19 protein-coding genes are annotated in these 26007 nt (G+C 51.4%); 10 read left to right on the top strand and 9 right to left on the bottom strand.

What is annotated here, in order from left to right:
* Window positions 1-134: 134 nt before the first annotated feature.
* From JTN23_RS16065 to JTN23_RS16055, 3 genes are all read right to left on the bottom strand, one after another.
* Window positions 135-1748 (bottom strand): acyl-CoA carboxylase subunit beta, encoded by a 1614-nt coding sequence (locus tag JTN23_RS16065; protein WP_247235973.1) that lies wholly within the window; start codon window positions 1746-1748, stop codon window positions 135-137.
* A gap of 173 nt (window positions 1749-1921) precedes the next feature.
* The gene (locus tag JTN23_RS16060) at window positions 1922-2914 is read right to left on the bottom strand and encodes an MlaD family protein (RefSeq protein ID WP_247235971.1); all 993 of its coding nucleotides are present in this window, start codon (window positions 2912-2914) and stop codon (window positions 1922-1924) included.
* 50 nt (window positions 2915-2964) lie between these two features.
* On the bottom strand, window positions 2965-3765 hold the full coding sequence (locus tag JTN23_RS16055; protein WP_247235963.1) for an N-acetylmuramoyl-L-alanine amidase family protein: 801 nt from the start codon (window positions 3763-3765) through the stop codon (window positions 2965-2967).
* A 47-nt stretch (window positions 3766-3812) separates the two neighbouring features.
* Here JTN23_RS16055 and JTN23_RS16050 point away from each other — a divergent pair, with 47 nt between their 5' ends.
* Window positions 3813-6836, top strand: a complete 3024-nt coding sequence (locus JTN23_RS16050; RefSeq protein WP_247235961.1) for a putative LPS assembly protein LptD — start codon at window positions 3813-3815, stop codon at window positions 6834-6836.
* Window positions 6837-6943: 107 nt separating this feature from the next.
* On the opposite strand, the gene JTN23_RS16045 is transcribed toward JTN23_RS16050, so the two are convergent.
* On the bottom strand, window positions 6944-7348 hold the full coding sequence (locus JTN23_RS16045; RefSeq protein ID WP_247235959.1) for a DUF1573 domain-containing protein: 405 nt from the start codon (window positions 7346-7348) through the stop codon (window positions 6944-6946).
* 225 nt (window positions 7349-7573) lie between these two features.
* On the opposite strand from JTN23_RS16045, the gene JTN23_RS16040 reads away from it, so the two are divergent.
* From JTN23_RS16040 to JTN23_RS16025, 4 genes are all read left to right on the top strand, one after another.
* Window positions 7574-9982 carry an alpha-ketoacid dehydrogenase subunit alpha/beta gene (locus tag JTN23_RS16040; RefSeq protein ID WP_247235957.1) on the top strand — a complete coding sequence of 803 codons (2409 nt, stop codon included), beginning with the start codon at window positions 7574-7576 and terminating at the stop codon, window positions 9980-9982.
* Between the two features lie 11 nt (window positions 9983-9993).
* A complete protein-coding gene (locus JTN23_RS16035; RefSeq protein ID WP_247235955.1) occupies window positions 9994-10596 on the top strand; it encodes a sugar transferase in 603 nt (200 codons plus the stop codon).
* Window positions 10597-10741: 145 nt separating this feature from the next.
* Window positions 10742-11347: an acetyltransferase gene (locus JTN23_RS16030; RefSeq protein ID WP_247235953.1), complete on the top strand. Its 606-nt coding sequence runs from the start codon at window positions 10742-10744 to the stop codon at window positions 11345-11347.
* 56 nt (window positions 11348-11403) lie between these two features.
* A complete protein-coding gene (locus tag JTN23_RS16025) occupies window positions 11404-12534 on the top strand; it encodes a DegT/DnrJ/EryC1/StrS family aminotransferase (RefSeq protein ID WP_247235951.1) in 1131 nt (376 codons plus the stop codon).
* Between the two features lie 49 nt (window positions 12535-12583).
* Here the strand turns inward: JTN23_RS16025 and JTN23_RS16020 are convergent, their stop codons facing one another.
* A complete protein-coding gene (locus JTN23_RS16020) occupies window positions 12584-13042 on the bottom strand; it encodes a thioredoxin family protein (protein ID WP_247235949.1) in 459 nt (152 codons plus the stop codon).
* A gap of 249 nt (window positions 13043-13291) precedes the next feature.
* On the opposite strand from JTN23_RS16020, the gene yihA reads away from it, so the two are divergent.
* The 5 genes from yihA to JTN23_RS15995 all read left to right on the top strand — a co-directional run bounded on the left by yihA (window position 13292) and on the right by JTN23_RS15995 (window position 17586).
* Window positions 13292-13909, top strand: a complete 618-nt coding sequence (yihA, locus tag JTN23_RS16015; RefSeq protein WP_247235947.1) for a ribosome biogenesis GTP-binding protein YihA/YsxC — start codon at window positions 13292-13294, stop codon at window positions 13907-13909.
* A gap of 133 nt (window positions 13910-14042) precedes the next feature.
* Window positions 14043-14600 (top strand): DUF5606 family protein, encoded by a 558-nt coding sequence (locus JTN23_RS16010; protein ID WP_247235938.1) that lies wholly within the window; start codon window positions 14043-14045, stop codon window positions 14598-14600.
* Between the two features lie 103 nt (window positions 14601-14703).
* Window positions 14704-15363, top strand: coding sequence for a deoxyribose-phosphate aldolase (gene deoC, locus JTN23_RS16005; protein ID WP_247235936.1), 660 nt, complete (start codon window positions 14704-14706; stop codon window positions 15361-15363).
* On the top strand, window positions 15360-16502 hold the full coding sequence (locus tag JTN23_RS16000) for a glycosyltransferase (protein WP_247235934.1): 1143 nt from the start codon (window positions 15360-15362) through the stop codon (window positions 16500-16502). Before deoC ends, JTN23_RS16000 begins: the two co-directional genes overlap by 4 nt.
* 139 nt (window positions 16503-16641) lie before the next feature.
* Window positions 16642-17586 (top strand): 3-oxoacyl-ACP synthase III family protein, encoded by a 945-nt coding sequence (locus JTN23_RS15995; protein WP_247235932.1) that lies wholly within the window; start codon window positions 16642-16644, stop codon window positions 17584-17586.
* 98 nt (window positions 17587-17684) lie between these two features.
* Here JTN23_RS15995 and JTN23_RS15990 read toward each other — a convergent pair whose 3' ends face one another.
* The 4 genes from JTN23_RS15990 to rpoC all read right to left on the bottom strand — a co-directional run bounded on the left by JTN23_RS15990 (window position 17685) and on the right by rpoC (window position 25932).
* Window positions 17685-18929 (bottom strand): aspartyl protease family protein, encoded by a 1245-nt coding sequence (locus tag JTN23_RS15990; protein ID WP_247235931.1) that lies wholly within the window; start codon window positions 18927-18929, stop codon window positions 17685-17687.
* Window positions 18930-19073: 144 nt separating this feature from the next.
* On the bottom strand, window positions 19074-21068 hold the full coding sequence (locus tag JTN23_RS15985; protein ID WP_247235930.1) for a M1 family metallopeptidase: 1995 nt from the start codon (window positions 21066-21068) through the stop codon (window positions 19074-19076).
* A gap of 109 nt (window positions 21069-21177) precedes the next feature.
* On the bottom strand, window positions 21178-21507 hold the full coding sequence (locus tag JTN23_RS15980) for a DUF3467 domain-containing protein (RefSeq protein WP_247235929.1): 330 nt from the start codon (window positions 21505-21507) through the stop codon (window positions 21178-21180).
* A gap of 99 nt (window positions 21508-21606) precedes the next feature.
* Window positions 21607-25932, bottom strand: coding sequence for a DNA-directed RNA polymerase subunit beta' (gene rpoC, locus JTN23_RS15975; protein ID WP_247235928.1), 4326 nt, complete (start codon window positions 25930-25932; stop codon window positions 21607-21609).
* Window positions 25933-26007: the final 75 nt, after the last annotated feature.

Genomic DNA, 26007 nt, shown 5'->3' with positions numbered 1-26007 from the left:
GGTTAGGTTGATAGCTTTTAAGGTTTTAGCTTCTGGATTTGACATTGACCGGTGCCACGGTTCAAACCGTGGCACCGGTAGTAGTAGACCTATGGCACTGTTTAGAACTGTGCCATAGATATCTAAATGACATCCTACACTTGTATCACCCCTACGTTGAATGGCTTGGTAATAGGAGCGTGATTGGCCGCTTCGATACCCATAGATATTACCCGCCTTGTTTCGACGGGATCAATGATACCATCTACCCACAGGCGGGCGGCGGCGTAGTAGGGCGATAGTTCCCGGTTATACCGGTCGGTGATTTCTTTCAGTAGCTCCTGTTCGGCTTCGGGGGTGATTACCTCTCCTTTGGCTTTGAGCGAGGCCGTCTCTATTTGCAATAAAGTTTTGGCCGCTGAGGCTCCACTCATTACCGCCATTTGGGCCGTAGGCCAGGCGTAGATCAGGCGCGGGTCGTAGGCTTTGCCGCACATGGCGTAGTTGCCGGCCCCGTAAGAGTTACCCACAATGAACGCAAACTTGGGTACTACCGAATTAGCCACGGCGTTCACCATCTTGGCTCCATCCTTGATAATACCTCCCTGCTCGGCCCGGCTGCCTACCATAAAGCCTGACACGTCGTGGAGGAACAGCAGTGGTATTTTTTTCTGATTACAGTTCATGATAAAGCGGGTGGCTTTGTCGGCCGAGTCGGCGTAGATCACACCGCCCATCTGCATCTCCCCCTTACCTGATTTCACCATCTTACGTTGGTTGGCTACGATGCCCACCGCCCAGCCGTCTACACGGGCGTAGGCGCAGAGGATCGTCTTGCCGTAGTCGGGTTTGTACTCGTCCAGTTCGCCTCCATCCACGATGCACTCCAGTATATGGCGCATGTCGTAGGGCTTGATGCGGTCGGTGGGCAGCAGGTCGTACAGTTCCTCCGGCTTTCGAGCGGGTGCTACCGGCTCCGTGCGGTTAAAACCCGCTTTCTCCGCCCCCCCTATCCTATCTATGTGCCGCTTTATGGCATCGAGGCAGCTTTGGTCGTCGGGGTACTTGTTGTCGGTCACACCGGATATTTCGCAGTGCATGGTGGCTCCTCCCAGCGTTTCGGCGTCTACGTCTTCGCCGATGGACGACTTGACCAGGTACGGCCCCGCCAGGAATACTGAGCCGGTACCTTCCACAATGAGAGCTTCATCGGACATGATGGGCAGGTAGGCACCACCGGCTACGCAGCTTCCCATAATGGCAGCTATCTGTACGATACCCATTGCCGACATCTGCGCGTTGTTGCGGAAGATGCGTCCGAAGTGCTCCTTGTCGGCAAATACCTCCGACTGCATAGGCAGGTATACGCCCGCGCTATCGACGAGGTAGATGATGGGCAGGCGGTTTTCCATGGCTATCTCCTGGGCCCGCAGGTTCTTTTTGGCCGTGATCGGAAACCAGGCTCCGGCCTTGACGGTAGCATCGTTGGCTACTATCACACAGGAGCGGCCCGACACATAGCCTATACCTACCACTACCCCACCCGAGGGGCAGCCGCCCTCGGCTTCGTACATCCCTTCGCCCACAAAGGCACCTACTTCGAGTAGCTCTGTGCCGGGATCAATAAGGTACTGGATGCGCTCGCGGGCGGTAAGCTTTCCTTTCTTGTGCTGGGCTTCGATCTTCTTGGGTCCTCCTCCCAGCTTGACTGCTTCGTACTTCTGGTTTAATTCTTCTACTAGTTGCGGAATAGTCTTCTGATTGGTCATTGGGCTTGATGAAGTGTAATTGGAACAAAAGAACTTGGTAGCGCCATCGGATGACGCACCTCGTGAATATATTATAAATCGATATCCTTTTCCATTGTTCTAAAATAAAGAAGACGTCCGGCTCTCACCAGACGTCTTCTTACTGTATCTATACATGTTGACCAACCGGTAGCTTATTGTGTCGGCTCCGGGTCCAGCGATTTGATCTTTACCGTAGTATCGATAGCCGTTTCGGCAGTTCCCTTGTCCTTTTTACCAAACACCGAGAAGTGCAGGTACCGGCTTGGATTCTCGCGTAGGTTGGTCATCAGCTTGTTCATGCTGAGCAGGGTGTAGTTCAGGTTGTTGTAGAGCGCCTGATCATTGGCCAGCTTACCTAATGTACCATCTCCTGACTTGATCTCAGTCAGGATCCCCTTCATCTCGTTAATGGTCTGACGGGTAGCCGCCAGCGTTTCACCCAGTCGCAGGGCGTTGAGCGAGTCGGCAAAGGTGTTGGTTTTAACCATCAGCGGTTTCAGTTCCTTTTCGGTCTGTACCAGTGAGGCCGTCAGCTGGTTAAGGTTTGACGTCAGCGCCGCCAGATTAGCGCGATTATCCTGTAGCGTACCCTGTAGTACCTGGCCGGTCTGGTCGTAGTTGCGAAGTACCTGATTAAGGATGGTACCCGTCTCGCGGAATCCCATAGCTACCATATTCAGATGAGCCATGAGTGAGTCGGCCTGATCAATCACGGGCAGGGCCTTCTCCTGTAACAGGGCAGAGATACCGGCCTCTCTTCTACCTACGAGCGTATCCTGGCCTTCCAGCAGAGGTCCGGTTGCGGCCATATCCAGCCGGATCACCTTGCCACCTAGCAGACCTCCGTCGTCCAGTACCGCTACGGTACCTTTATGTACCTGTATGTCTTTGTTAACATCAAGAGTAACCAGCAGACGGTTACCTCTGTTCTGCATGATACTGATCTCGCTCACCTGCCCTATTGATAAACCGTTCAGGAGTACAGGGTTAGACGCGGCAAGACCATCTATATTATCGTAAACTACGTAGTACTTGTTAGTGCGGGAAAGTAGATCAGAACCTTTTAAAAAATTAAAGCCGAAATACAGCATCGTCATAGTAACGATAGCCAGTAGTCCGACTTTTGCTTCCTTTGATAATTTCATGGACAGTAGTGATGACAGAACTAAGTGCTATTTTCGCTACGAAAATACGACTAATATCGTTCCATCTCACGCTTGTATTGTTTAAATGCGGCGTAAAGCGACTCCGCCACCTCGTCCTGTCCCCGATCCGAGTTCAGATACGCCTCTTCGGTAGGGTTGCTCAGGAAGCCGGTCTCTACCAGTACGCTAGGCATGGTTGTACGCCATAGTACCAGGAATCCCGCCTGCTTAACGCCGCGGCTGGCGCGCTGGGTGATGGTCTGGAACTGATGCTCGACGTGGTCGGCATAGCGCAGACTGCTGGTGAGGAAGGCACTCTGGTAGTTGGCCAGCATGATATGCGCCAGCGGCGAATCAGGATCAAAGCCCTTGTATTTTTGCTTGTAGTTAGCCTCCTGCAGAATAACGGAGTTCTCTCGCTTGGCTACTTCCAGGTTGCCTTCGGTCTTGTGAAGTCCCATCACGTAGGTCTCGGTACCATGGACGCGGCTGGAGCCCGGTGCGTAGTTACAGTGAATGGATACGAATAGGTCGGCCTTGTTACGGTTGGCAAAAGCGGAGCGATCGGCCAGATCGACAAAAACATCTGACGTCCGGGTATAAAGTACTTTCACCTCCGGCATTTCTGCCTTAATTTTACGTCCCAGAGCCTGAGCTATTTTGAGGGTCGTACGTGACTCGCGGGCTACCCGTCCGCGGGTGCCAATGTCATGGCCTCCATGACCGGCATCGATCACAACTACATCAATTTTCCGCGGGTCGTTTTCAGGCTCGGGTTCTTCTTGAAAAGCAAAGGCTACACTCAACATCAAACAACCTGCTGCGCCTACGATTTTAAGAACTTTTAACATTAAATTTAGGGTTGGTGCGTTACTTGAAAGAGAATTCTCTGCTAATTTTGGCTTCCTTTTACAAAAATAATCTATTTACACAACTGAAAAAACAAGCTATTATTATATGGCTGGGCCTGTTGATGGTGATGCTGATGGGGCAGGCAAACGCCCAGCAGCGGAAACCTCGTCTACCAGGCCTCTCCCGCCAGCCTCAAACCACTCGTCCGGTTATACGTCCGGCGGATGGTACAGGTATACCCCGTGCTACGGCACCCGGTACAGCGGTACCCGGTACGGCAGTACCCGGTACGGCAGTACCCGGTACGGCAGTACCCGGTACGGCAGTACCCGGTACGGCGGTACCCGGTGTTAGTGTACCCAGAACTGATACGATCCCGGCGGATACCAGCGGAACTCCCTCAGGTATAGCCGTTACCACTGACTCCACCCAGACCGATACGCTGGCCCAGCAGAGCGACCTGCAGGCCGTAGTAGAATATGCCGCCGAAGACTCCACCATTATGGACGTTGACGGCAAGCAGGTGCATCTGTATGGTAATGCACAAGTTACGTACGGAAGCATAAAATTGCAAGCAAGTTACATAAGACTTAACTGGGTAACGAACGAAGTGTTTGCAAAAGGCACTTACGACTCAACGGCGAAGAAGGTAGTCGGGGACCCGGTATTCCAGGATGGACCGGAGACTTTCAATGCCCAGGAAATGCGCTATAACTTCAAGAGTAAGAAGGGAATTAGTCGCGGGGTAGTGACCCAGCAGGGTGAGGGAAATATACGGGGAAACCGGGTCAAACGGGACGACGAAGGAAACCTGTTTATTCACGGCTCCATCTATACCACCTGTACCCTTACGCATCCGCACTTTCATATCAACGCGCCTAAGCTGAAAGTCATTGAGAACAAGCAGGTCGTGTCCGGCCCCTTTAACCTGGTGATAGCCGATGTACCCTTACCTATAGGCTTGCCCTTTGGTTTTTTCCCGTTTCCCAAAAAGAAAGAGATAGGTACATCGGGGATCCTGTTCCCGCAGTACGGTGAAGAACCCAACGGCCGCGGCTTCTACCTGCGCGACGGAGGCTACTACTTTGCCATCAGCAAGTATGTCAATGCCGCCATTACCGGGCAGATCTACTCTACCGGTAGCTGGGGAGCCGGGGTGGCCTCTACCTACGCCAAGCGCTACCGCTACAACGGTAACTTTGCGTTCCGCTTTAACCGCAACCGCTCCGGCGACGAGATCGACCGGATCATGCGGGTACCTGGCCGTAATGACTTCAGCCTGCTGTGGTCGCATGCGCCGGTGCCACGAGGTACCTCTACCTTCTCGGCCAACGTCAACATCACGAGCAACAGCTTCAACCAGTTTAACGCCATCGAGACGCAGCGGTACATCTCCAACATCGCGACCTCGTCGGTGCAGTACAACCGCAACTTCGGACAATACGCCCGGGCGGGAGCCAGTGTACGGGTTAACCAGAACTTCGGACAGTACAACCAGCGGACCGGCCTGCGTGAAGGAGGCAAAACGGCCGTATCATCCGACTTTAACTTTGGTATTAACCAGATCGCTCCCTTTGCCCTCAACGGCGGTATCGGGCGCTGGTACGAGAGCTTCCGTCTGGGTATGGAATTCACCGGAAACTATACCCTGTCAAACGCTCTTGCTCCTATTGATACTTCCTCTGCCCGGCTTGGCTTTACCATTGCCAATCCGATAGATACGTCAAGAATCAGAAGTACCGAGGTAGTCATTCCGTTTGAGTTTGCCAATCTGCCTACCATGCTTCGCGATGCGCAGTTTGCGGGACGGTACTCGCTCCCTATCTCGCTGCCTAACTTCAAGTTGATGCGCTACATCAACTTTACACCCAGTATCTCACTGCAGGGGGAGGTATTTACGAAGAAGTACAACTACACGTACCTGGGCAACAACCAAGTCCGGATTGATACCGTCAATACCATCGCTACCCAATACACGTACGGTTTTGGAGCGGGCATGAACACCCGTTTCTACGGTACCTTCTTTGTGCGGGGGCGTCGACTGGAGGCTATTCGGCATACTGTTATCCCCTCACTCTCGTTCAGCTATACCCCTGATTTCTCTACCAATAATAGCTTCTATCAGCAGGTAACCATCAACGATATGGGCGAAACGCGTATGTTGTCCCGCTTTCGGGGGTTAAATGGTGGTGTTGGGTCGGGCTCATCCCGAGCGGCCGGTGTGGTATCGTATAGTATCAACAACTCCTTTGAAATGAAGCTCCGGTCCAGGAGTGATACGGCAGCGACCCAGTTCGAAAAGGTATCCCTGCTCGACAACCTGAGTATTGGAGGGTCGTACAACATGCTGGCCGACTCGCTCAATCTGTCCAACGTCAACGTCAACGCCAACGCCCGGATCGGTCAGAACCTGAACCTGAACTTCAACATGAACTTTGATCCCTACGCCTATGTACCTGACACGCGCACGGGCAGTACCTTTATCAACTCTCCCGGGATCAAGATCAACGAATTTGCCATTACCAGAGGACAGGGCCTGGCCCGGCTGCAAAACCTGAACCTGGCGGTAGGTACCAGTTTCTCTCCCAAAAAGGGGAACAACAGGACCCAGCCCACTCCAACCGGGGTTAACAATATCAATACGCCTCCTAATAGCCCTACAGCTACCGAAGAGCAGCTCGAGTTTATCGAACGGAATCCTGATCTGTACGTAGACTTTAATATACCCTGGAACGTAACCCTGAACTACAACTTCGGCCTGTCGCGCATAGGTCTGCAGGATCCCAGCCTCATTCAGACTGTAAACGTAACGGGTGACCTGAGCCTGACGCCCAAGTGGAAACTAAGCGTACAGTCGGGCTTTGACTTTGTGGCCTTCAAGCCCTCGATTACTACCCTCACGCTCTACCGCGACCTGCACTGCTGGGACATGAGCTTCAACTGGACTCCCTTCGCGGGTAGCCAGTTCCGGGTTAGCAACTACAACTTTACGCTGAAGGCCAAGTCGTCCATCCTGCAGGATCTCAAACTCACCCGCCGTCGCTCCTTCTACGACCGGGGCGGATATTAAGACTATCAACTACTTTGCCTGACGGAAAGTACCCTACAAAACAAGAGCGGCCTCCCCACATGGGGAGGCCGCTCTTGTTGAAATGCTATATAAATAACCCGGAAGGCTTATTTCTTAGTCGATGCTTTGACAGCCTGCTCTTTCGGAACTACCTCACCTTTCAGGAACAGTGTAATGCTTGGTGACTCTGAGTTGCTGAATACGGTTACGGACTTATTGAAAGAACCCATAGCAGCGGCATTGTAGGTAGCTTTGATCGAACCAGTCTTACCAGGTAGTACGGGATCTTTGGTATAGCTAGGCGTAGTACAGCCACATGAGGCACTTACGTTAGAGATAACAATTGGATCAGTACCTGTGTTGGTAAAAGTAAACTCATGCGTAACAGGCTTACCCTGCTCGATTTTTCCGAAGCTATGCGTTTCTGCCTTGAACTTCATTACTCCTTTCTGCGCATAGCTGAACGTTGCTACTGATAACAACACTACCAAAACCGAAAAAAATTTTTTCATGATACCCTCAAAATTTAGTTGTGAAAAATTTGTTTGCTAAGACAACACTTGGTTAGTATACAAAAGGTTTGCCAAACTTTTGACTATTGTAGCACCTTTCCAACAAAGAAACATAAGAATTCGTTTTTTTGAAAGGAGAAGGATTTTAATTTATTTTTGACCTAAAACGTTCTAATCCGTATATTAACTACACGATTATTGAACGTTGCAGTTACCCGAAATACTATGCTTATAAACGATATTCTGCCCGAAAATAGTGTACTGACACAGGAGAAGATACTTGAAGACTACCGCATAGCCTGCGAGAGTCGACAGGTGAGCCTGCTGGGACGGAAAGATGTGATGGGCGGCCGGGCAAAGTTCGGAATATTCGGTGATGGCAAGGAAGTAGCGCAGGTAGCTATGGCACGGGCCTTCCGGCTGGGTGACTTCCGGTCGGGCTACTACCGTGACCAGACAGTCGAAGCCGCTTTGGGCAACCTGACGTGGCAGCAGTTTTTTGCTCAACTATACGCACATGCTGATATTGCCCACGACCCGCATACGGGCGGGCGCTCTATGAACGGGCACTACGCCACCCGCTGGCTTGACCACGAGGGACACTGGCGCGACCAGACCAAACTTTACAACTCAGTATGTGATATTTCGCCAACGGCCGGGCAGATCCCCCGCTCTCTGGGGTTGGCCTACGCTTCCAAGCTATACCGCTATAACGAAACGCTGCACCAGCTCAGCACTTTCTCCAAGCAGGGCAACGAGATTGTATTCGCCACCATCGGCGACGCCTCTACGTCGCAGGGGATGTTCTGGGAAACCATGAATGCAGCCGGTGTATTACAGGTACCGCTGCTGATGTCGGTATGGGACGATGGCTACGGTATATCCGTACCTATCCGTTACCAAACTACCAAGAGCAGTATTTCCAAAGCTCTGGCTGGCCTGCAGCGTACCGAAGACGAGGCCGGTATCGAAATATTTACCGTAAAGGGCTGGGACTACCCCGCTCTTATTGAAACGTACCAGAAGGCCGCCGCGCTCTGTCGCAACGAACAAGTACCAGTGCTGGTACACGTGCAGGAGCTTACCCAGCCGCAGGGGCACTCTACCTCGGGCTCCCATGAGCGCTACAAAAGCCGGGAGCGCCTGAAGTGGGAAGCGGAGCACGACTGCAACCAGCGGTTCAGGGAGTGGATCCTGAAAAATGGCTATGCTACCGAGGAAGAGGTAATGGCTATCGAAAAAGAAGCCAGAGAAACCGCCCGCGATAGCCGCAACAAGTCGTGGAAAGCATTTCGTCAGGATATCGAAGAGGAGCATCGCCAGATGATAGGCCTGCTGGAAAAAGCGGCCGAAGAAACTCCTAACGGGGAAGCGGTACGGGAGCTGGCTACCGAGCTACGCAAAACCTACCAGCCCCTGCGCCGGGATAGTGTGTCTACTGTTCGTAAAGCCCTACGTATAATGGCTACGGCTACACCGGAAGTGCGCCGCCCCCTCCAGAACTGGCTGCACCAGGAGTTTGAAAATAATACATTGCGGTACAGCCATAACCTGTACAGCGAGTCGGACGAATCGCCCCTGAAGGTAGAGGCTGTGGCCGCTACCTATGAGGAAGCCGGCCCCCTGCTGGACGGACGTGACATTATCCGCTCGTACTTCGATGCTCTCTTTACTAAGGACCCCCGCGTGGTGGCTCTTGGTGAAGATGTAGGCCATATAGGAGATGTAAATCAGGGAATGGCTGGCTTGCAGGAAAAATACGGCGAGATCCGAATTACCGATACGGGTATCCGCGAAACGACCATCATCGGTCAGGGCATAGGACTGGCCATGCGTGGCCTCCGCCCTATCGTAGAGATTCAGTACTTCGACTATATATTTTACGCGCTGGCTACCCTTACCGACGACCTGGCTACCCTACGCTACCGTACGGCAGGCGGCCAGAAAGCCCCGGTCATTATCCGGTCGCGGGGACACCGCCTGGAGGGCATCTGGCACTCCGGCTCGCAACTAGGCGCTATGCTGGGCAGCCTCCGGGGCATGCACGTGCTGGTACCCCGCAGCTTTACCCAGGCCGCTGGTTTTTATAACACCCTTATGAAGGGTGACGATCCGGCCCTGGTGATAGAACCGCTGAACGGGTATCGTCTGAAGGAGCGCCTGCCTTCCAACATAGGTGACATGTGTCTGCCACTGGGCGAGCCTGAAGTACTCCGTGAAGGTACTGACGTTACCGTAGTGACCTACGGCTCGATGTGTCGTATCGTGCTAGAGGCGGCCGCGCAACTCGAGCAGCAGGGTATAAGTGTAGAAGTCATAGATGTACAAACGCTCCTGCCTTTTGACATCAACCACCGCATTGTGGAGTCCGTAAAGAAAACCAACCGGGTGCTGTTTGCGGATGAGGATGTACCGGGAGGCGCGTCGGCCTACATGATGCAACAGGTAGTAGAGGGACAGAACGCCTACCGCTGGCTTGACTCACCGCCCCAGACCCTTTCGGCCAAGCCACACCGGCCAGCCTATGGTTCTGATGGAGACTACTTCTCGAAGCCCAACATAGAGGACATATTTGAGGCGGTCTATGCCATTATGCACGAAGCCGAACCGCAGCGTTTTCCTTCTTTGTACTGATCCATAGGCGCATGTACAGAGCGTTTGGCAAAAGACTATTAGATACCACGGCGGCGGCGGCAGGATTAATGGTCCTGTCGCCGCTTTTGCTTTTACTTACGCTGTTGCTCTGGCTTGCCAACCGCGGCTCTCCTTTTTTCCGCCAGCCGCGTCCCGGCCTTCACGAAAGGGTATTTACGCTGGTCAAATTCAAGACCATGAATGACCGCCGCGATGCCAGCGGCCAGCTACTTCCAGATGGGGAACGACTGACGCCCGTTGGGCGCTTTATTCGTAAAACCTCACTCGACGAGCTCCCCCAACTCTGGAATGTACTCCGGGGCGACATGAGCCTCATTGGCCCGAGGCCGCTGCTGGTCGAGTACCTGCCCCTGTACAACGAGCAGCAACGCCGACGCCACCAGGTACGTCCGGGCATCACCGGTTGGGCGCAGGTCAATGGCCGTAACACCATCAGCTGGACGCAGAAGTTTGAGTACGACATTTGGTACGTAGACAACCTGTCGCTGGGGCTGGACCTGAAAATCATTTCCTTAACCATCTGGAAGACCCTGCGCCGCGAAGGGATCAGCTCCGCCACTTCCGTGACGATGGAGAAGTTTGAGGGGAATTGATGAAAAATAATGCTGAGTTCTGAATGAATAATTCTGAATTATTTAGTTACTAAGGGTAAAGAGTGTATTGATATATATTTTACGCACTTACTCTCTCTTCTTTCATGCATAACTCAGCATTCACTAATTCATAATTTCAGACCCTATGCTTCTGTACGGTGCCAGCGGCCATGCCAAAGTAATAGCCTCCTGCCTCCACTCCAACGGACGGACCGTAAAGGCTATATTTGATGATGATCCGGCCAGAAAAACACTCGGAAATATTGAGGTAGTAGGTCCTTACGATCCTGCGTACGAACACGAGCGCGCCATTATAGTAGCCATTGGCTACAATGACGTTCGCCGGAGGATCGTTCAGCGGATACAGCACCCCTTCGGACGGGCCGTTCATTCGTCAGCCCTGGTAGATCCCAGCGTCAAGATCGGCGAAGGTACCGTCATCCTGCACCGCGCCACGGTACAGGCCGACACTACTCTGGGCCGCCATGTAATCATCAATACCGCTGCCTCCGTCGACCATGACTGCCGCATAGCCGATTATGTACACATAGCTCCGGGGGCTATCCTGTGTGGTAACATACAGGTAGGTGAAGGTACGCTGGTAGGAGCCGGCGCCGTGGTAGTACCTAACCTTACCATTGGCCGCGGATGCAAAATAGGCGCGGGTACAGTAGTAGTCAGGGATGTACCTGATGGCGCCGTCGTGCGGGGTAATCCAGGGAAAGTGGTAGAGGTGGTCCATGAGTGGTAGTACTTTTCCAGGAACTTCATTAATTCACTTTCATCCTACCACCAGAGCCCTACCTAATGCCTCAGGATAAGATATGGCTGTCGTCGCCACACCTCGGCGGACATGAACTTAAGTACGTACAGGAAGCCTTTGACACTAACTGGGTAGCCCCACTTGGGCCTAACGTCAATGCTTTTGAAGGAGAGCTGGCCAGCTACGTGGGCACAGCACATGCCGCGGCCTTATCATCGGGCACGGCGGCTTTGCACCTGGCACTGGTGATGCTTGGCGTCGGGCCGGGAGATCTGGTACTGTGCCAGTCATTCACGTTTGCGGCCAGTGCCAATCCCATCGTGTACCAGGGAGCTACGCCTGTGTTTATAGACAGCGAACCTACCACCTGGAACATCTGTCCCGAAGCACTCGAAACGGCGCTCAAAAAGTACTCTGCTCAGGCCCAAAGGCCTAAGGCTGTTATTGGAGTACATCTGTACGGAATGCCCGCCCGGCTGGACGAAGTACTGGCTGTATGCGAGAAGTACGAAGTACCCTTTATCGAAGACGCGGCCGAGGCCCTGGGCTCCAGCTACCGGGGGCGGAAGCTTGGCTCTTTCGGTACTATGAGTGTATTATCCTTCAACGGTAATAAGATCATTACTACCTCCGGCGGAGGTGCTCTGCTCTCTAACGACAAAGCCCTGATTAATCAGGCTCGCTTCCTGGCTACGCAGGCGCGTGATCCGGCTCCGCACTACCAGCACTCCCACATTGGCTACAACTACCGCCTGAGCAATGTATGCGCGGGCATAGGACGCGGACAACTGGAAGTACTGGACGAACGGGTAGCCCAGCGCCGCGCCAACTACACCTACTATACCCAGGAGCTTGGCCATCTACCCGGTATAGCCTTCCAGCAGGAGCCCGAAGGTTCCTACTCCAACCGCTGGCTCAGCTGTATCACCATTGATCCGGCGGAGGCCGGTGGTACTACCCGCGAAAGGGTCAGGCTACGACTTGAGGAAGAAAGCATAGAGTCGCGGCCCCTCTGGAAGCCCATGCACATGCAGCCGATATTTCGGGATGCTCCCTATTTTGGAGGTCGGGTCGCGGAGGAGCTTTTTGAGCGGGGACTCTGCCTGCCTTCCGGCTCCAACCTCACCGACCACGACCGCAGTCGGATTGTGGAAATAATCCAGAGTACTTTCTAATAAAAAAGCCCGGCGCTGGCGCCGGGCTTCTAATGAATATCTGAGAGTACTACTGGTTGGTGACAAGGCTCTTACCGATGCTGATCAGCGTCTCGGGCGACTGGTAGCCGATTACCTTCTTAAGTACTTTTCCGTTCGGATCAATAAAGAACAAGGTAGGATAAGCTTCCAGCGGGAACATACGGGATAGTTGAGGTCCTTCGCCCTTCTCCATATCTACCTTCACGTTCACAAAGTTCTTGTTGAATAGCTCACCCACATCCGGACGGGTAAACACATTTTTCTGGAGTAGCTTACAGGGACCACACCAGCTGGCGTAGGCATCCAGGAAAATGATTTTCTTTTCTGCTTTTGCCTTCTTTACAACGGCTGCCCAGGCCGCATCCGTAAACTCTATTCCTTCCGCAGCCGTCGCTTTGGCTGGTTTCTTATCACCCTCAGCCAACGCTGATGTAGCTACCAATAGTACTAGTCCCCACACCCACGCTACTCTCTGAAATGTTCTCATTAGATTCGGTTTTGTTTGATCCATACATTCAAGTACAAGTATCTGTATAACGACTTTGCCCCTGCCTTTCGTTTCGCTCCTGAGCGGATTATTCAGAGGTAGTGAGGCGTTCCGGATTTTGTCCCACCAAATTATAAAATAAATTTTAATTGTACTATTAATCAACCCATACACACTCCATAAAGGCTGGTTCATTCGGTGTTAGGACAAAAATGGTGTACCTTTGTACACCTACAAACCAGGTGTATCATGAAGATTAAAGAAGCGAAATTTGTAACAAGTAATACTGACTACCGCCTGTGTCCGGAGCCGGATAGGCCGGAGTATGCTTTTATCGGACGCTCCAACGTCGGTAAGTCTTCGCTGATCAACATGCTTACAGATCGCAAAAATCTGGCTAAAACGTCCCAGCAGCCGGGCAAGACCCAACTGATCAACCATTTTATGATCAATGACTCCTGGTACCTGGTAGACTTACCCGGCTACGGTTATGCCAAGGTGAGCAAGACGGATCGGGAAAGCTGGCAGCCTATGATTGACAACTACCTCCGCAACCGGCCCAACCTGGTGTGTACCTTCGTGCTGATAGATAGTCGCCACGATCCACAGCGGGTTGATCTTGAATTTATGGAGAAGCTGGGGCAGGATGGTGTACCGTTTCATATAGTATTCACCAAGGTAGATAAACTGAAAAAGAGTAATCAGGTACTGACGCACGTAGAAAGCTACAAACAGAAGCTACTGGAAGTGTGGGAAGAGCTACCGCCGATATTTGTGACCTCATCCGAGAAAGGAGAAGGACGCGAAGCCTTACTTGAGACAATAGAGAACTATAATCTGGCGTTTGAAGAGGCAAGGTCGCGGTAGAGTTGTTTGCCGCCTAATCTTTCCGTTATTTTGCGGACAGAAACCGGGCCTCATCCTGATTTCAAGTACTCATCCGTTTGCTAAATATCTAGTTATCAATATATAAATAAGTGTAAAAGAAGAATCTGCAGGTATGGATTTGTTAAAAGAGATTGCCAATATTTCGGGTAAAAGTGGCTTGTACCGTATTCTCAAACCCAGCCGCGCTGGTGTGATCGTTGAGAGCCTCAATGAAAAAAGAGAGAAAACAATGATCGGCCCCACAGCGCGGGTATCGGTACTGAAAGATGTATCGGTATTCACCGATGGAGCTGAGGACTCCGTACCTCTGGCCGATGTATTTATGCAGATCAATGAGAAGTACGGTAATGAGGTAGAGCTGGACACTAAGACTGCCTCTGACAAGGACCTCATTGAGTTTATGAATGATGTACTGCCGGAGTTTGACCGCTCACGGGTATACATCTCTGATATCAAGAAGATCATCAACTGGTACAACCTCCTGTCTCAGTATGCACCCGAGGCTTTTGTAGCTCCTGCGGAGGCTGCTACTGAAGAAACAACTGCTGAGGAAACAGCCACTGTGGATACAGCCACTGTGGAAACAGCCGAAACAGAAGAGTCAGCGCCCGTAGAAGCCAGCGACGAAGCCGAAGCAAAAGGTGGCAAGGCCAAAAAGAACAAAGCCTAATCAGCTATATCCGATCGGCCTGTGCCGATCGATGACATAAAGCGAGCCCCGTCGGACCGACGGGGTTTTTGCTTTATCTTTCCCGCCTATTGAGCATACCCCTATGAACAGCTTATCTTCCTACATAGATCATACCTTACTAAGTCCCACTGCCAGTGAAACCGACGTCCGGAAGCTTTGCGAAGAAGCCTGGATACAACAGTTTAAGGCAGTATGCGTGGCTCCTACCTATGTAGGTTATACCAAAGATATGCTGGAGTTCTGCCCGGTGCGCATTGAGATCGCCACCGTGATAGGATTTCCGCTGGGGTACTCCACTACCGATACCAAGCTCCGGGAAGCCGAGAATGCCCTGCGTGATGGCGCTACCGAGCTGGACGTAGTCATTAACCTATCGCAGTTTAAGTCCATGGCGTACCTCAGCGTACGCGAAGAGCTTCGCCAGCTGGCTACCCTCTCCCACGAGCAGAACGCGCTGCTCAAGGTCATCATCGAAACGGCCTACCTGGACCTCTTTGAACTGCACACCGCCTGCGAAATATGCGTTGAAGCCGGTGCTGACTTTGTCAAAACCTCAACCGGCTTTTCGCCCAAAGGAGCTGAACTGGATACCGTGCGGCAAATGCGGTCCATTCTGCCCGCTCATACTAAGATAAAAGCTTCGGGTGGTATCCGTACCCGCGAGCAGGCCATTGCCTTTATCGAAGCAGGAGCCGACCGTATAGGTACCTCGGCGGGAGTAGCCATCGTAACCGAAGCATGAGGCCCAGCGTTCTCCTACTGAGTACTGTACATCCGCCCACCGATCCGCGCATTGTGTATAAGATAGCTCCGGCTCTCGCTAGTGAGTATGAGGTATACTGTGCCTTACCTAATGCTACGGCTTCCTCCGTTTCGGGCAGGCATACTACCATGATCCGGCTGCCCTATTTCAGCAGGCTGCTCTTCCGGCTCCTGTTCTGCCACCCGGTAGTACTATGGAAATGCCTGAGGCTACGGCCGGAGGTAGTCCATATATTCGTACCGGAGCTCCTGCCCATGGCTTTTCTTTTCAGATGGCTGGGCTCTGAGGTAATCTACGAAGTACAGGAAAACCTGTACAAGAAGTTTTCGCTTAAGCGCTACAACAACGAGCCCCTGTTTCAGCAGCTCTTCCGCTGGTTTGACCACAAGGCCAGGCGCCACTTCAGGTACGTCCTGACCGAGCATGCCTACCTTACAGAGTACCGAAATACACGATACCCGGCTACCGTCATTCACAACTATGTATCGCTCCCTTTCGTGGATCAGTACAAAGGCGCGGCCTCACCCGCGCCAGCTTATCCGACGTTCTTTTATAGTGGCGTCATATCTATGGAAAGATCCTTTGATACGCTGGTAGCTGCCTTAGTTAAATTGAGAAGCACATATCCTGACTTCCGGGTACATTTTTTCGGCCCCGTTCAGTTCGACTGGCAGGAGGCGCATACTCTACCGGGCTTTGAGTTGGTACAGCCGCACCTTACTTTCTATGGCTATACCGATTTGCGCGTTGCCTTGCCCTATGCTCATGGTGCCATAGCCGGTATAGCGCTGCTCAAACCCGTAGGCGACTACCCCGATTCCTACACGACCAAACTGTTCGAGTACATGGCTATGGGTCTACCCGTCGTTACGTCTGATTTCCCACTGTATCGTGAGGTAGTTGAACATAACCAGTGCGGATTTTGTATTTCTCCGTATAATGCTGATGCCGTAGCTGATGCGCTGCAATGGCTGATTGAACACCCGGACGAAGCCGCGGCCATGGGCCAGCGGGGAAGACAGGCCGTAGAAAAAGAGTATAACTGGCACCTGGAAGAAAGCCTTCTTCTGAGGCTTTACAGCAGTATTGCGGGGCCCGTATCAGCAGGTACCAGCTAATTACAACGATTAGTCATAACTATTATAATTATAATAAGTTATTATTTAATTGTTCAAATATACAATACCACGCCCTCTATGAAATATTTAACTTTCGGCCGTATTTTGAAATGCTTCTTGTAAAGACATTTTCTTAACCATGTATATAAATAAAGTAAGCCATTATCTTCCATCAGAAGTAGTTGGCAATGAGTATTTTACAGAATTAAATAATCTTTCCAGCGAATGGATCATTTCACGGACAGGAATCTGTGAACGTCGTAAAGCTGGCGAGGGAGAGAACACCTCCTCGATGGCTATTGAAGCCGTAAAGCTATTGCTTGAATCAAGTCCTTACAGCAAGAACGAAATAGATCTGATCGTAGGAGCTACCTATACGCCTTACGATACCATCGTATCTTTGGCTCACGCCGTGCAGCATTATGTAGGGGTACCCGATATTCCGGTAGTATCGGTATCGTCGGCCTGCTCGTCGCTGATCAACGCCATTGAGGTCGTGCAGGGGTACTTCGCTCTGGGAAAAGCCTCCAAAGCTATTGTAGTGGTGTCGGATCATAACACGGCCTACAACAATGAGCGGGATACCGTATCGGGACACCTGTGGGGAGATGGAGCCTCGGCTCTGCTGCTGTCAAAGGAGCGCCTGTCTGACTCTGATATGTACATTCAGGAGGTGATTACGGGCGGTGCCGCTACCAGTGGTAAGGCTACGGAGGGGGTAGTACTGCGTCCCAACGAACGGGGCGTTATTATGCCGCATGGTCGTGATGTGTTCCAGTATGCCTGTATCTACATGCCGAAAGTGAGCCAGCAGGTACTGGAGCGTTGCGGACTAACCATCAATGACGTGGATTACCTGATCCCTCACCAGGCCAACCACCGCATTAGTTTGAATGTCATCAACACACTGGGTATTCCGGAAGAAAAACTCATCTCCAACATTCAGCGTTACGGAAACACCGGCTGTGCCGGCTGTGCCATAGCCCTGTCCGAAAACCAGGATCGCTTCAAGAAGGGGGACCGTATCGTCGTAACGGTATTTGGAGGTGGCTACTCTTTTGGAGCTATGCTCATAGAGGTATAGTAAGCCTACAATATAGCTTATCATCCAAACAGGCTGCTCTATCAGGCAGCCTGTTTGGATGATACGTGTACCACAACCACTCCCTCAAAGCGGGATTGTTAGATGATCCGTTTCAATACAAAGCTCGTCACTATCAGTTCATCCCCACGCTTCAGTACCAGATCTATCTCCTTTCCTTCTTTACGCTGTAGCGTTTTATTTATTTCGGTAAGTGACAGATTACTGGCCGGAGTACTATTGATAAACATAAGCTTGTCATCTTTCTGCACTCCGGCATAGTACGCGGGCGAATCTTCCTTCACGTGATCTACTACGTAGCTGTTGTACTTGTCGCCCTTGGCTCGGAGCTCCAGCCCGCTCATATCATGTTCAAACGTCTCCCGTAGAGCGCTTTTTATGGGCTTCAGCACAACGTACTGCCCTTTGTAATGGAATGTGACCACAAAGCGACGGAGCAGCTCTCCTCCGATATTTCCCTGTCGTCTGCCCATGGAGTTGATCTTGGCCCCGAACGAGGAGTTATCAGGAAAGGAAGAAAGTACATCATGCAGCTCAAATCGTCCCACCTGTAGCTTCGGCAACCGCCCCAGATGCCCACTCACAGCTCCTCCCAATCCCACTCCCAGCTGTACCCGGACTACCTTATCAGGAAGTGAAACATTGGATGAATAGGTATCCAGCATCAGCGCGTGCCCGGCTCCCGTATCCAGTAGCATTTGTACATTCTTCTTCTCTCCCCTATCGGTAATCTGTACAGTACTCAGGTAGGGACGCCGGTTCTCAATCTGGATCGGGAGCTTGTCGCCGTACTTGCGCCGGTACTGGTAGTGCTCGGGCGGCCTCAGGATAAGCTCCTGCCGACGAAAATCAATAGTAATGACAAAACGCTCAAATAGCTCATAGCCGAAAATACCATGAATGGGAGTACCCAGAAACTCCGACAGCTTCAGCATATCGTTTTCCAGCACGACCAGATTCTGATCGAAGGCCTGGATGTGTGGCATCCGGAATGTATTACCGATACTAACAGTGGCTTTTCGGGATGCCTCGTTCCCTACCCCATCAATCGTAACCGTACGGGTATATCCCTTATCGACGAACTTGGCAATCTCCGGATCGGTAACGATAATGGTACTCACTCCTGAGTCCAGGATAAAATGCAGGGTATCGGAGTTGTTGATCTGAACAGGTACAATGACCAGATTGGCATGGAGCTTGAAAGGTACCCGCACACTCTTCCGCTGCTGTACCAGATGAAAGCCAAAAGCTTTTTGCTGAGCCCGCGAACAGATCGGGATCAGATAAAATAATGAAGCCGCCAGAAGGAACAACAGCTTTATCATAATTCATGGCTGTTCTATTGTTCCTAAATTTGCAAAATATCCGGTAGATATCCTATACAAAAATACAAGAGCCGCTATGACCTGATGATCGGGTCATAGCGGCTCTTACGGCTACTTTATTGGCAGATAACTACCTCATTTATACTAGTTGGTCATGGACGAACCTACGGGCGAAGGTTTCCAGGTATTGTTGCGGGGATTCACGTCCGGTAATTTATGGTCCGGATCGATCGTCACTGAACGCAATGGCTGCTCCGTAGCAGCACGGAAAGACCAGCTTCCACCGCGCTGCCATACTTCCACCGGCAGTTCTACGCGCGTTTTCTTACCACTTACCTCTTCCAGTTCGATGGTAGCCGGCATAGCCCACTGCTCCAGATTGTCAATGGTGATAACTGAACCTTTCTGTGGATTCTGCTCTATGTAGGTAACTTCTTTCACGGCCTGGTCCAGCTTGTAGTTCTCAAAGAACCAGCCTTTCCAGAACCAGCCCAGGTCCTCTCCGGCGGCATCCTCAACAGTACGGAAGAAATCGTAAGGAGTAGGATGCTTAAAGGCCCAGCGCTTCACGTACTGGCGGAAGGCGTAGTCAAAACGCTCTTTACCCAGTACCTGCTCACGGAGCATCACCAGACCAATGGCAGGCTTGTAGTAGGCCTCCCAGCCCAGGTTACGGGCCTGTACTACGTCCGGAATGGTCATGATAGGGTCAGCACCTGGACGATGGATCATAGGCGCTACCCGATGCAGATCCTGCAGCTGATCGTTACGGAACTCTCCGTTGTTGAAGTTATCAGTAGAAAGGAAGTTGATGAAGGTATTGAATCCTTCGTCCATCCAGGCGTACTTGCGCTCGTTGTTACCCACGATCATCGGGAACCAGTTGTGCCCAAACTCGTGGTCAGTTACGTTCCAGAGGTCCTCGTTACGGTCGCTATGGCTGCAGAATATAATACCGGGATACTCCATACCTCCCACGATACCGGCTACGTTGGTAGCTACGGGGTAGGTGTATTCGTACACGTAGTTGGAGTAGAACTCAATGCTTCCTTTTACGTACTCGGTCGAACGGCCCCAGCCTTCTCTGCCGCTGTCCTCAACCGGATACACCGACTGCGCCAGGGCTGTCTTGCCACTGGGAAGATTGATACGGGCAGCATCCCAGATAAATGCCTTGGAAGTAGCCCAGGCTATATCGCGGGCATTCTGACAGCGGAACCGCCACGTCTGAGTACCTGACTTTTTGGGGCGCGAAGCCGGATTGGTCACCTCTTCGGCAGAACGGATCATGACCGTCTGGTCACTCTTACGAGCCTGATCCATGCGTCTGAGCTGCTCGCCGGTAAGTACTTCGCTGGCGTTGATCAGGTCGCCGGAGCCTACTACTATGTGATCCCACGGTACCGTAACGGCATACTCGAAGTCACCATACTCGAGGTAAAACTCACCAGCGCCCAGGTAAGGGAGCAGGTTCCAGCCTTCGATATCATCATATACGCTCATGCGAGGGTACCACTGAGCAATCTCGTAAATAATCCCATTCTTGGTCTGTAAGGTACCCATCCGGTCTGAGCCATACTGGGGTATCTTGAACGAGTAGCCAATACGGATCTTAATGACATCGCCGTTGGCTTTAACAGGATCCGACAGGCGGATCTGCATCCGGGTATCGGTGATTTGGTAGTTGGCTTCGGTAGCCTTGCCCTTACCTTGCTGTACTGTTACGCTTTTGATGGTATTGCCTCCATCAAAGCCCAGGTTCCCAAAGCGGCCTCCGGTAATGGGAGTAGTTTTGGCACCACGCGAATGAGCGCTGAATGCGTTCTGATCCAGTTGTAGCCATACAAACTCCAGCGCTTCGGGGCTGTTATTCTTATAGGTAATTTCTACATCGCCATTCAGGGTGGCGGCTGCCTCATCCAGCGTCACATTAATTTTGTAATCAGCGCGGTTCTGCCAGTAGGCCGGGCCGGGTGAACCTCCCCCCGTACGGTATTCATTACCGGGCTGAAAGTTGAACAGAGGATGAAACAGTACATGATGGTCATACTTTGACTTATCAGCTTCCTGCGCGAAGGCGCTCAGTCCGCTCAATAAGCTAAAGATCAAGACCCATAGACGTAGGCTTGGTATCTTCATTAGTTTTCTCAAAGGTTTGTCTGTAATACTAAACGAGCCGGAGGAGCTTTTGGTCAATGAGTCAGAGGATTAATTATGAAATCCTGCTCCTGAGCTGCACTGGCAGCGCTTATGCTTCACCTCCGGGACCTCCGAAGCTCATCGGGAAGTTGAAGCTGGGTCCGTCTTCGGAAGTCTGCTGGATAGTACCATGTGCGTCTTCATACTTACGAATATTATCATTCAGGGCTAACAGGAGACGCTTGGCATGCTCAGGGGTCAGAATGATCCGAGCTTTTACCTTGGCCTTGGGTACTCCGGGCATAAGCCGTATAAAATCTACGATAAATTCACTGTTGGAATGAGCGATCATAGCCAGGTTAGAGTATATCCCCTCGGCCATTTCTTCAGATAACTCTATGTTAATCTGCTGTTCAAAATCCTGATTATTGTCTTTCATGATACAAAGTAGTTAATTTTTACAAAGCTATACTTTTACAATAAAAAGCCAGCCTCAGGAATGAGGCTGGCTTTTGTATTTATACTGTACGAATAGCAATTACTGGGCCAGTTCGCGCTTCTTACGAGCTGATTTTTCGCGAGATTCTACCAGAGTATCGAACTCTTCTTTCGAACCTACGATCAGGTCGGTGTAGCGACGCATACCGGTACCGGCCGGGATCAGGTGACCTACGATCACGTTCTCCTTCAGACCGTTCAGTTCGTCACGCTTACCGCGTACTGCCGCTTCGCTAAGTACTTTGGTGGTCTCCTGGAATGAAGCCGCAGACACGAAGCTTTCGGTACCCAGTGAAGCCTGAGTAATACCCATCAGCGTTGGTCTTGCTACCGCCGCCTGTGCATCACGTGCTTTCACGAGGCGCAGGTCACGACGCTTCAGGCTTGAGTTCTCATCGCGCAGGCGACGTACCGACACGATCATACCAGGTTTCAGAGTTTCTGAATCTCCGGCGTCCTCAACTACTTTCATGTCAAGGATCTTGTCGTTCTCCTCGCGGAACACCCAGCGATCTACCGGCTGCATTTCGAGGAAGTTGGTATCACCAGCGTCAAGAATCTCCACCTTCTGCATCATCTGGCGTACGATACACTCGATGTGCTTATCGTTGATCTTCACACCCTGCAGACGGTATACTTCCTGAATTTCATTTACCAGGTACTCCTGTACCGCGGTAGGTCCTTTGATAGAAAGGATGTCGGCCGGAGTAATAGCTCCGTCTGACAGCGGATCACCTGCCCGTACGAAGTCTCCATCCTGTACCAGAATGTGCTTCGACAGAGCCACCATATAACGACGCTGTACGCCATCACGTGATTCGATGATGATTTCGCGGTTACCACGCTTCACACCACCGTAGCTTACTACACCGTCGATTTCACTCACGGTTGCAGGGTTAGATGGGTTACGAGCTTCGAAAAGTTCGGTAACACGTGGCAGACCTCCCGTGATATCGCGGGTCTTACCTACTACACGTGGGATCTTGGCCAGCGGCTGTCCTGCTTTTACAGCAGCACCGTTCTTCACTACCAGACGTGATCCTACAGGTAGGTTATATGATTTCTCGGTCTGATCTTTCAGCAGGTTACTCTTACCTTTCACGACCAGAGCCGGGTTCTTGGTCTTGTCGCGGGTTTCGATAATTACAGCCTCCTGGAAACCGGTCTGCTCGTCAAACTCTTCGCGGTAGGTGATACCTTCCTCGATAGCGTCGAACTGTACAGAACCGTCAAACTCCGAAAGAATTACTGCGTTATATGGATCCCAGGTACATAGTTCCTGTCCTTTGAATACGATATCTCCTTCTTTCACCTGCAGGTGCGCACCGTAAGGTACGTTGTTAGAGATAAGCAGCTGCTTCGTTTCAGGGTGTACGATCTTCACCTCACCCGAACGACCCATTACTACTGTGATCGGATCGCCTTCGGAGTTGGTAGATTCTACCAGACGAAGATCTTCAAACTGGATCAGACCTTCAAACTTAGCCTTGATGTTGGCATCTACGGCAATGTTTGAAGCGGTACCACCCACGTGGAAGGTACGGAGTGTAAGCTGTGTACCAGGCTCACCGATAGACTGAGAAGCAATAACTCCTACTGCCTCACCATTGTCTACCATTCGGCCTGATGCAAGGCTACGTCCGTAACACTTGGCACATACACCGTTGCGGGTTTCGCAAGTCAGCACGGAGCGAATTTCTACGCTGTCGATGCTAGTCTCGTCGATGTAGGCGGCGATCTCTTCAGTGATCTCCTGACCCGATTCAACGATCATCTGACCATTCAACGGATCGAATACATCGTGAACGCTCACACGACCCAGAATACGCTCTGACAGTGGCTCTACGATATCTTCGTTGTCTTTCAGAGCGGAGATCTGGATACCACGCAGGGTACCGCAATCTTCCTCTACCACTACCACATCCTGTGCTACGTCGTGCAGACGACGGGTCAGGTAACCTGCATCGGCTGTTTTAAGAGCCGTATCGGCAAGACCTTTACGAGCACCGTGGGTAGAGATAAAGTACTCGAGTACGTCAAGCCCCTCTTTGAAGTTAGAAAGGATCGGGTTCTCGATGATTTCTCCGGCTCCACCAGCGAGGTTCTTCTGAGGCTTAGCCATCAAACCACGCATACCACCCAGCTGACGGATCTGCTCGCGCGAACCACGGGCACCTGAGTGCATCATCATGTAGATAGAGTTAAATCCACCCTGATCGGCTTCGAGCTGCTTCATCAGCGTCTCGGTGATACGGGAGTTTACACGCGTCCAAATATCAATCACCTGGTTGTAACGCTCGTTCTCCGTAATCAGACCCATCAGGTAGTTACTCCAAACACCTTCTACATCTTTCTTGGCTTCTTCTACCAGTTTCTCCTTCTCGGCAGGTACCATCACGTCGCTAAGACCGATAGACAAACCACCTTTGAAGGCCATCTGGAATCCAAGCTCCTTAATATCATCCAGGAAGTGTGCAGTACGAGCACCACCAGCCAGTTTGAATACCTGACCAATGATTTGCTGCAGCTTCTTCTTGGTAAGCAGCTCGTTGATATATCCTACCTCGTCGGGTACGTGCTGGTTGAACAGAACACGTCCGGCTACGGTTTCGATCAGTTTTGTTTCGAAGCTACCATCTTCGTTACGTACCCGTACACGACACTTGATGTGAGCGTGCTTAGAGATACGACCTTCGTTGATAGCGATTACTACCTCGTCAGGACCGTAGAAAGTCATACCTTCACCTGCAATAGGATACTCAGGTGTGTTCTTACGACCTTTGGTTACGTAGTACAGACCCAACACCATGTCCTGCGAAGGTACCGTGATAGGTGCTCCGTTGGCAGGGTTCAGGATGTTGTGCGAAGAAAGCATCAGCATCGACGCTTCAAGTACTGCCTCCTGTCCAAGTGGCACGTGAACGGCCATCTGGTCACCATCAAAGTCGGCGTTGAACGCAGTACATACCAGCGGGTGCAGCTGAATAGCTTTTCCTTCGATCAGCTTAGGCTGGAATGCCTGGATACCCAGACGGTGTAGCGTTGGAGCCCGGTTCAGCAGAACGGGGTGTCCTTTCAATACATTTTCCAGAATATCCCAGATCACAGGATCCTTACGGTCTACGATCTTCTTCGCTGATTTCACTGTTTTGACGATACCACGCTCGATGAGCTTACGGATAATGAACGGCTTGAATAGCTCAGCCGCCATGTCCTTAGGCAGACCACACTCGTGCAGCTTCAGCTCAGGACCTACTACGATTACCGAACGACCTGAGTAGTCAACCCGCTTACCAAGTAGGTTCTGACGGAAACGTCCCTGCTTACCTTTCAGCATATCCGAAAGTGATTTCAGAGCACGGTTACCTTCCGAACGTACGGCGTTTACCTTACGGCTGTTATCAAACAGTGAATCTACCGCTTCCTGTAGCATACGTTTCTCGTTACGAAGGATCACCTCAGGTGCCTTAATCTCGATCAGACGCTTCAGACGGTTGTTACGGATAATTACACGACGGTACAGATCATTCAGGTCAGAGGTTGCAAAGCGACCACCATCCAGAGGTACCAATGGACGTAATTCGGGTGGAATTACAGGTACCATCTTGATCACCATCCACTCAGGGCGGTTCTCTACGCGTGTATTAGCATCACGGAAAGCTTCTACTACTTTCAGACGCTTAAGAGCCTCAGCCTTACGCTGCTGCGAAGTATCCGTAGCAGCCTGATGACGCAGTTCATATGACAGTTCGTCCAGATTGATGCGGTTCAGCAGCATTTCCAGCGCGTCAGCACCCATCTTGGCGATGAACTTATTAGGATCTGTGTCCGGCAACATCTGGTTGTCGCGGGGCAGCTTGTCAATGATATCAAGGTACTCGTCTTCGGTCAGGAAGTCCATCGCATTGACACCATCTTCTCCTTTGATACCAGATTGTACTACCACATACCGCTCGTAATAGATAATCTGATCGAGCTTCTTGGTAGACAATCCTAACAGGTACCCGATCTTGTTAGGCAAGCTGCGGAAGTACCAGATGTGAGCTACGGGCACCACCAGTTCGATGTGTCCCATGCGCTCACGGCGTACCTTCTTCTCGGTTACCTCTACACCACAACGGTCGCAGATGATACCCTTATAGCGGATACGCTTGTATTTACCACAGTGACATTCCCAGTCCTTAACAGGTCCAAAAATGCGCTCGCAGAACAACCCGCCCATCTCCGGCTTATAAGTCCGGTAGTTGATGGTTTCAGGCTGGGTTACTTCACCGTAGGAGCTCTCAAGGATAGACTCCGGTGACGCCAGACTGATGGTTATGCTGGAAAAGTCACTATTGAGTTTTTTGTTCTTTTTGAAAGACATATTGTTGATCGTTATTCTGTGAGTCAATAGTCCTTAGATAAACTTCGGAATGGTAAGCTGGAAGAGCCTTTGACG

This window comes from Telluribacter roseus, from assembly GCF_017355915.2.
GTDB lineage: Bacteria > Bacteroidota > Bacteroidia > Cytophagales > Spirosomataceae > Telluribacter.
Note: the sequence above shows the minus strand (reverse complement) of the source record. Positions and strands in the feature narration are given on the sequence as shown.

Bases quoted from the DNA above. Each gene is read 5' to 3' on its own strand.
- JTN23_RS16065 (WP_247235973.1), bottom strand. From the start codon at position 1,748: ATGACCAATCAGAAGACTATTCCGCAACTAGTAGAAGAATTAAACCAG.
- JTN23_RS16060 (WP_247235971.1), bottom strand. From the start codon at position 2,914: ATGAAATTATCAAAGGAAGCAAAAGTCGGACTACTGGCTATCGTTACT.
- JTN23_RS16055 (WP_247235963.1), bottom strand. From the start codon at position 3,765: ATGTTAAAAGTTCTTAAAATCGTAGGCGCAGCAGGTTGTTTGATGTTG.
- JTN23_RS16045 (WP_247235959.1), bottom strand. From the start codon at position 7,348: ATGAAAAAATTTTTTTCGGTTTTGGTAGTGTTGTTATCAGTAGCAACG.
- JTN23_RS16040 (WP_247235957.1), top strand. From the start codon at position 7,574: ATGCTTATAAACGATATTCTGCCCGAAAATAGTGTACTGACACAGGAG.
- JTN23_RS16035 (WP_247235955.1), top strand. From the start codon at position 9,994: ATGTACAGAGCGTTTGGCAAAAGACTATTAGATACCACGGCGGCGGCG.
- JTN23_RS16030 (WP_247235953.1), top strand. From the start codon at position 10,742: ATGCTTCTGTACGGTGCCAGCGGCCATGCCAAAGTAATAGCCTCCTGC.
- JTN23_RS16025 (WP_247235951.1), top strand. From the start codon at position 11,404: ATGCCTCAGGATAAGATATGGCTGTCGTCGCCACACCTCGGCGGACAT.
- JTN23_RS16020 (WP_247235949.1), bottom strand. From the start codon at position 13,042: ATGAGAACATTTCAGAGAGTAGCGTGGGTGTGGGGACTAGTACTATTG.
- yihA (WP_247235947.1), top strand. From the start codon at position 13,292: ATGAAGATTAAAGAAGCGAAATTTGTAACAAGTAATACTGACTACCGC.
- JTN23_RS16010 (WP_247235938.1), top strand. From the start codon at position 14,043: ATGGATTTGTTAAAAGAGATTGCCAATATTTCGGGTAAAAGTGGCTTG.
- deoC (WP_247235936.1), top strand. From the start codon at position 14,704: ATGAACAGCTTATCTTCCTACATAGATCATACCTTACTAAGTCCCACT.
- JTN23_RS16000 (WP_247235934.1), top strand. From the start codon at position 15,360: ATGAGGCCCAGCGTTCTCCTACTGAGTACTGTACATCCGCCCACCGAT.
- JTN23_RS15995 (WP_247235932.1), top strand. From the start codon at position 16,642: ATGTATATAAATAAAGTAAGCCATTATCTTCCATCAGAAGTAGTTGGC.
- JTN23_RS15990 (WP_247235931.1), bottom strand. From the start codon at position 18,929: ATGATAAAGCTGTTGTTCCTTCTGGCGGCTTCATTATTTTATCTGATC.
- JTN23_RS15985 (WP_247235930.1), bottom strand. From the start codon at position 21,068: ATGAAGATACCAAGCCTACGTCTATGGGTCTTGATCTTTAGCTTATTG.
- JTN23_RS15980 (WP_247235929.1), bottom strand. From the start codon at position 21,507: ATGAAAGACAATAATCAGGATTTTGAACAGCAGATTAACATAGAGTTA.
- rpoC (WP_247235928.1), bottom strand. From the start codon at position 25,932: ATGTCTTTCAAAAAGAACAAAAAACTCAATAGTGACTTTTCCAGCATA.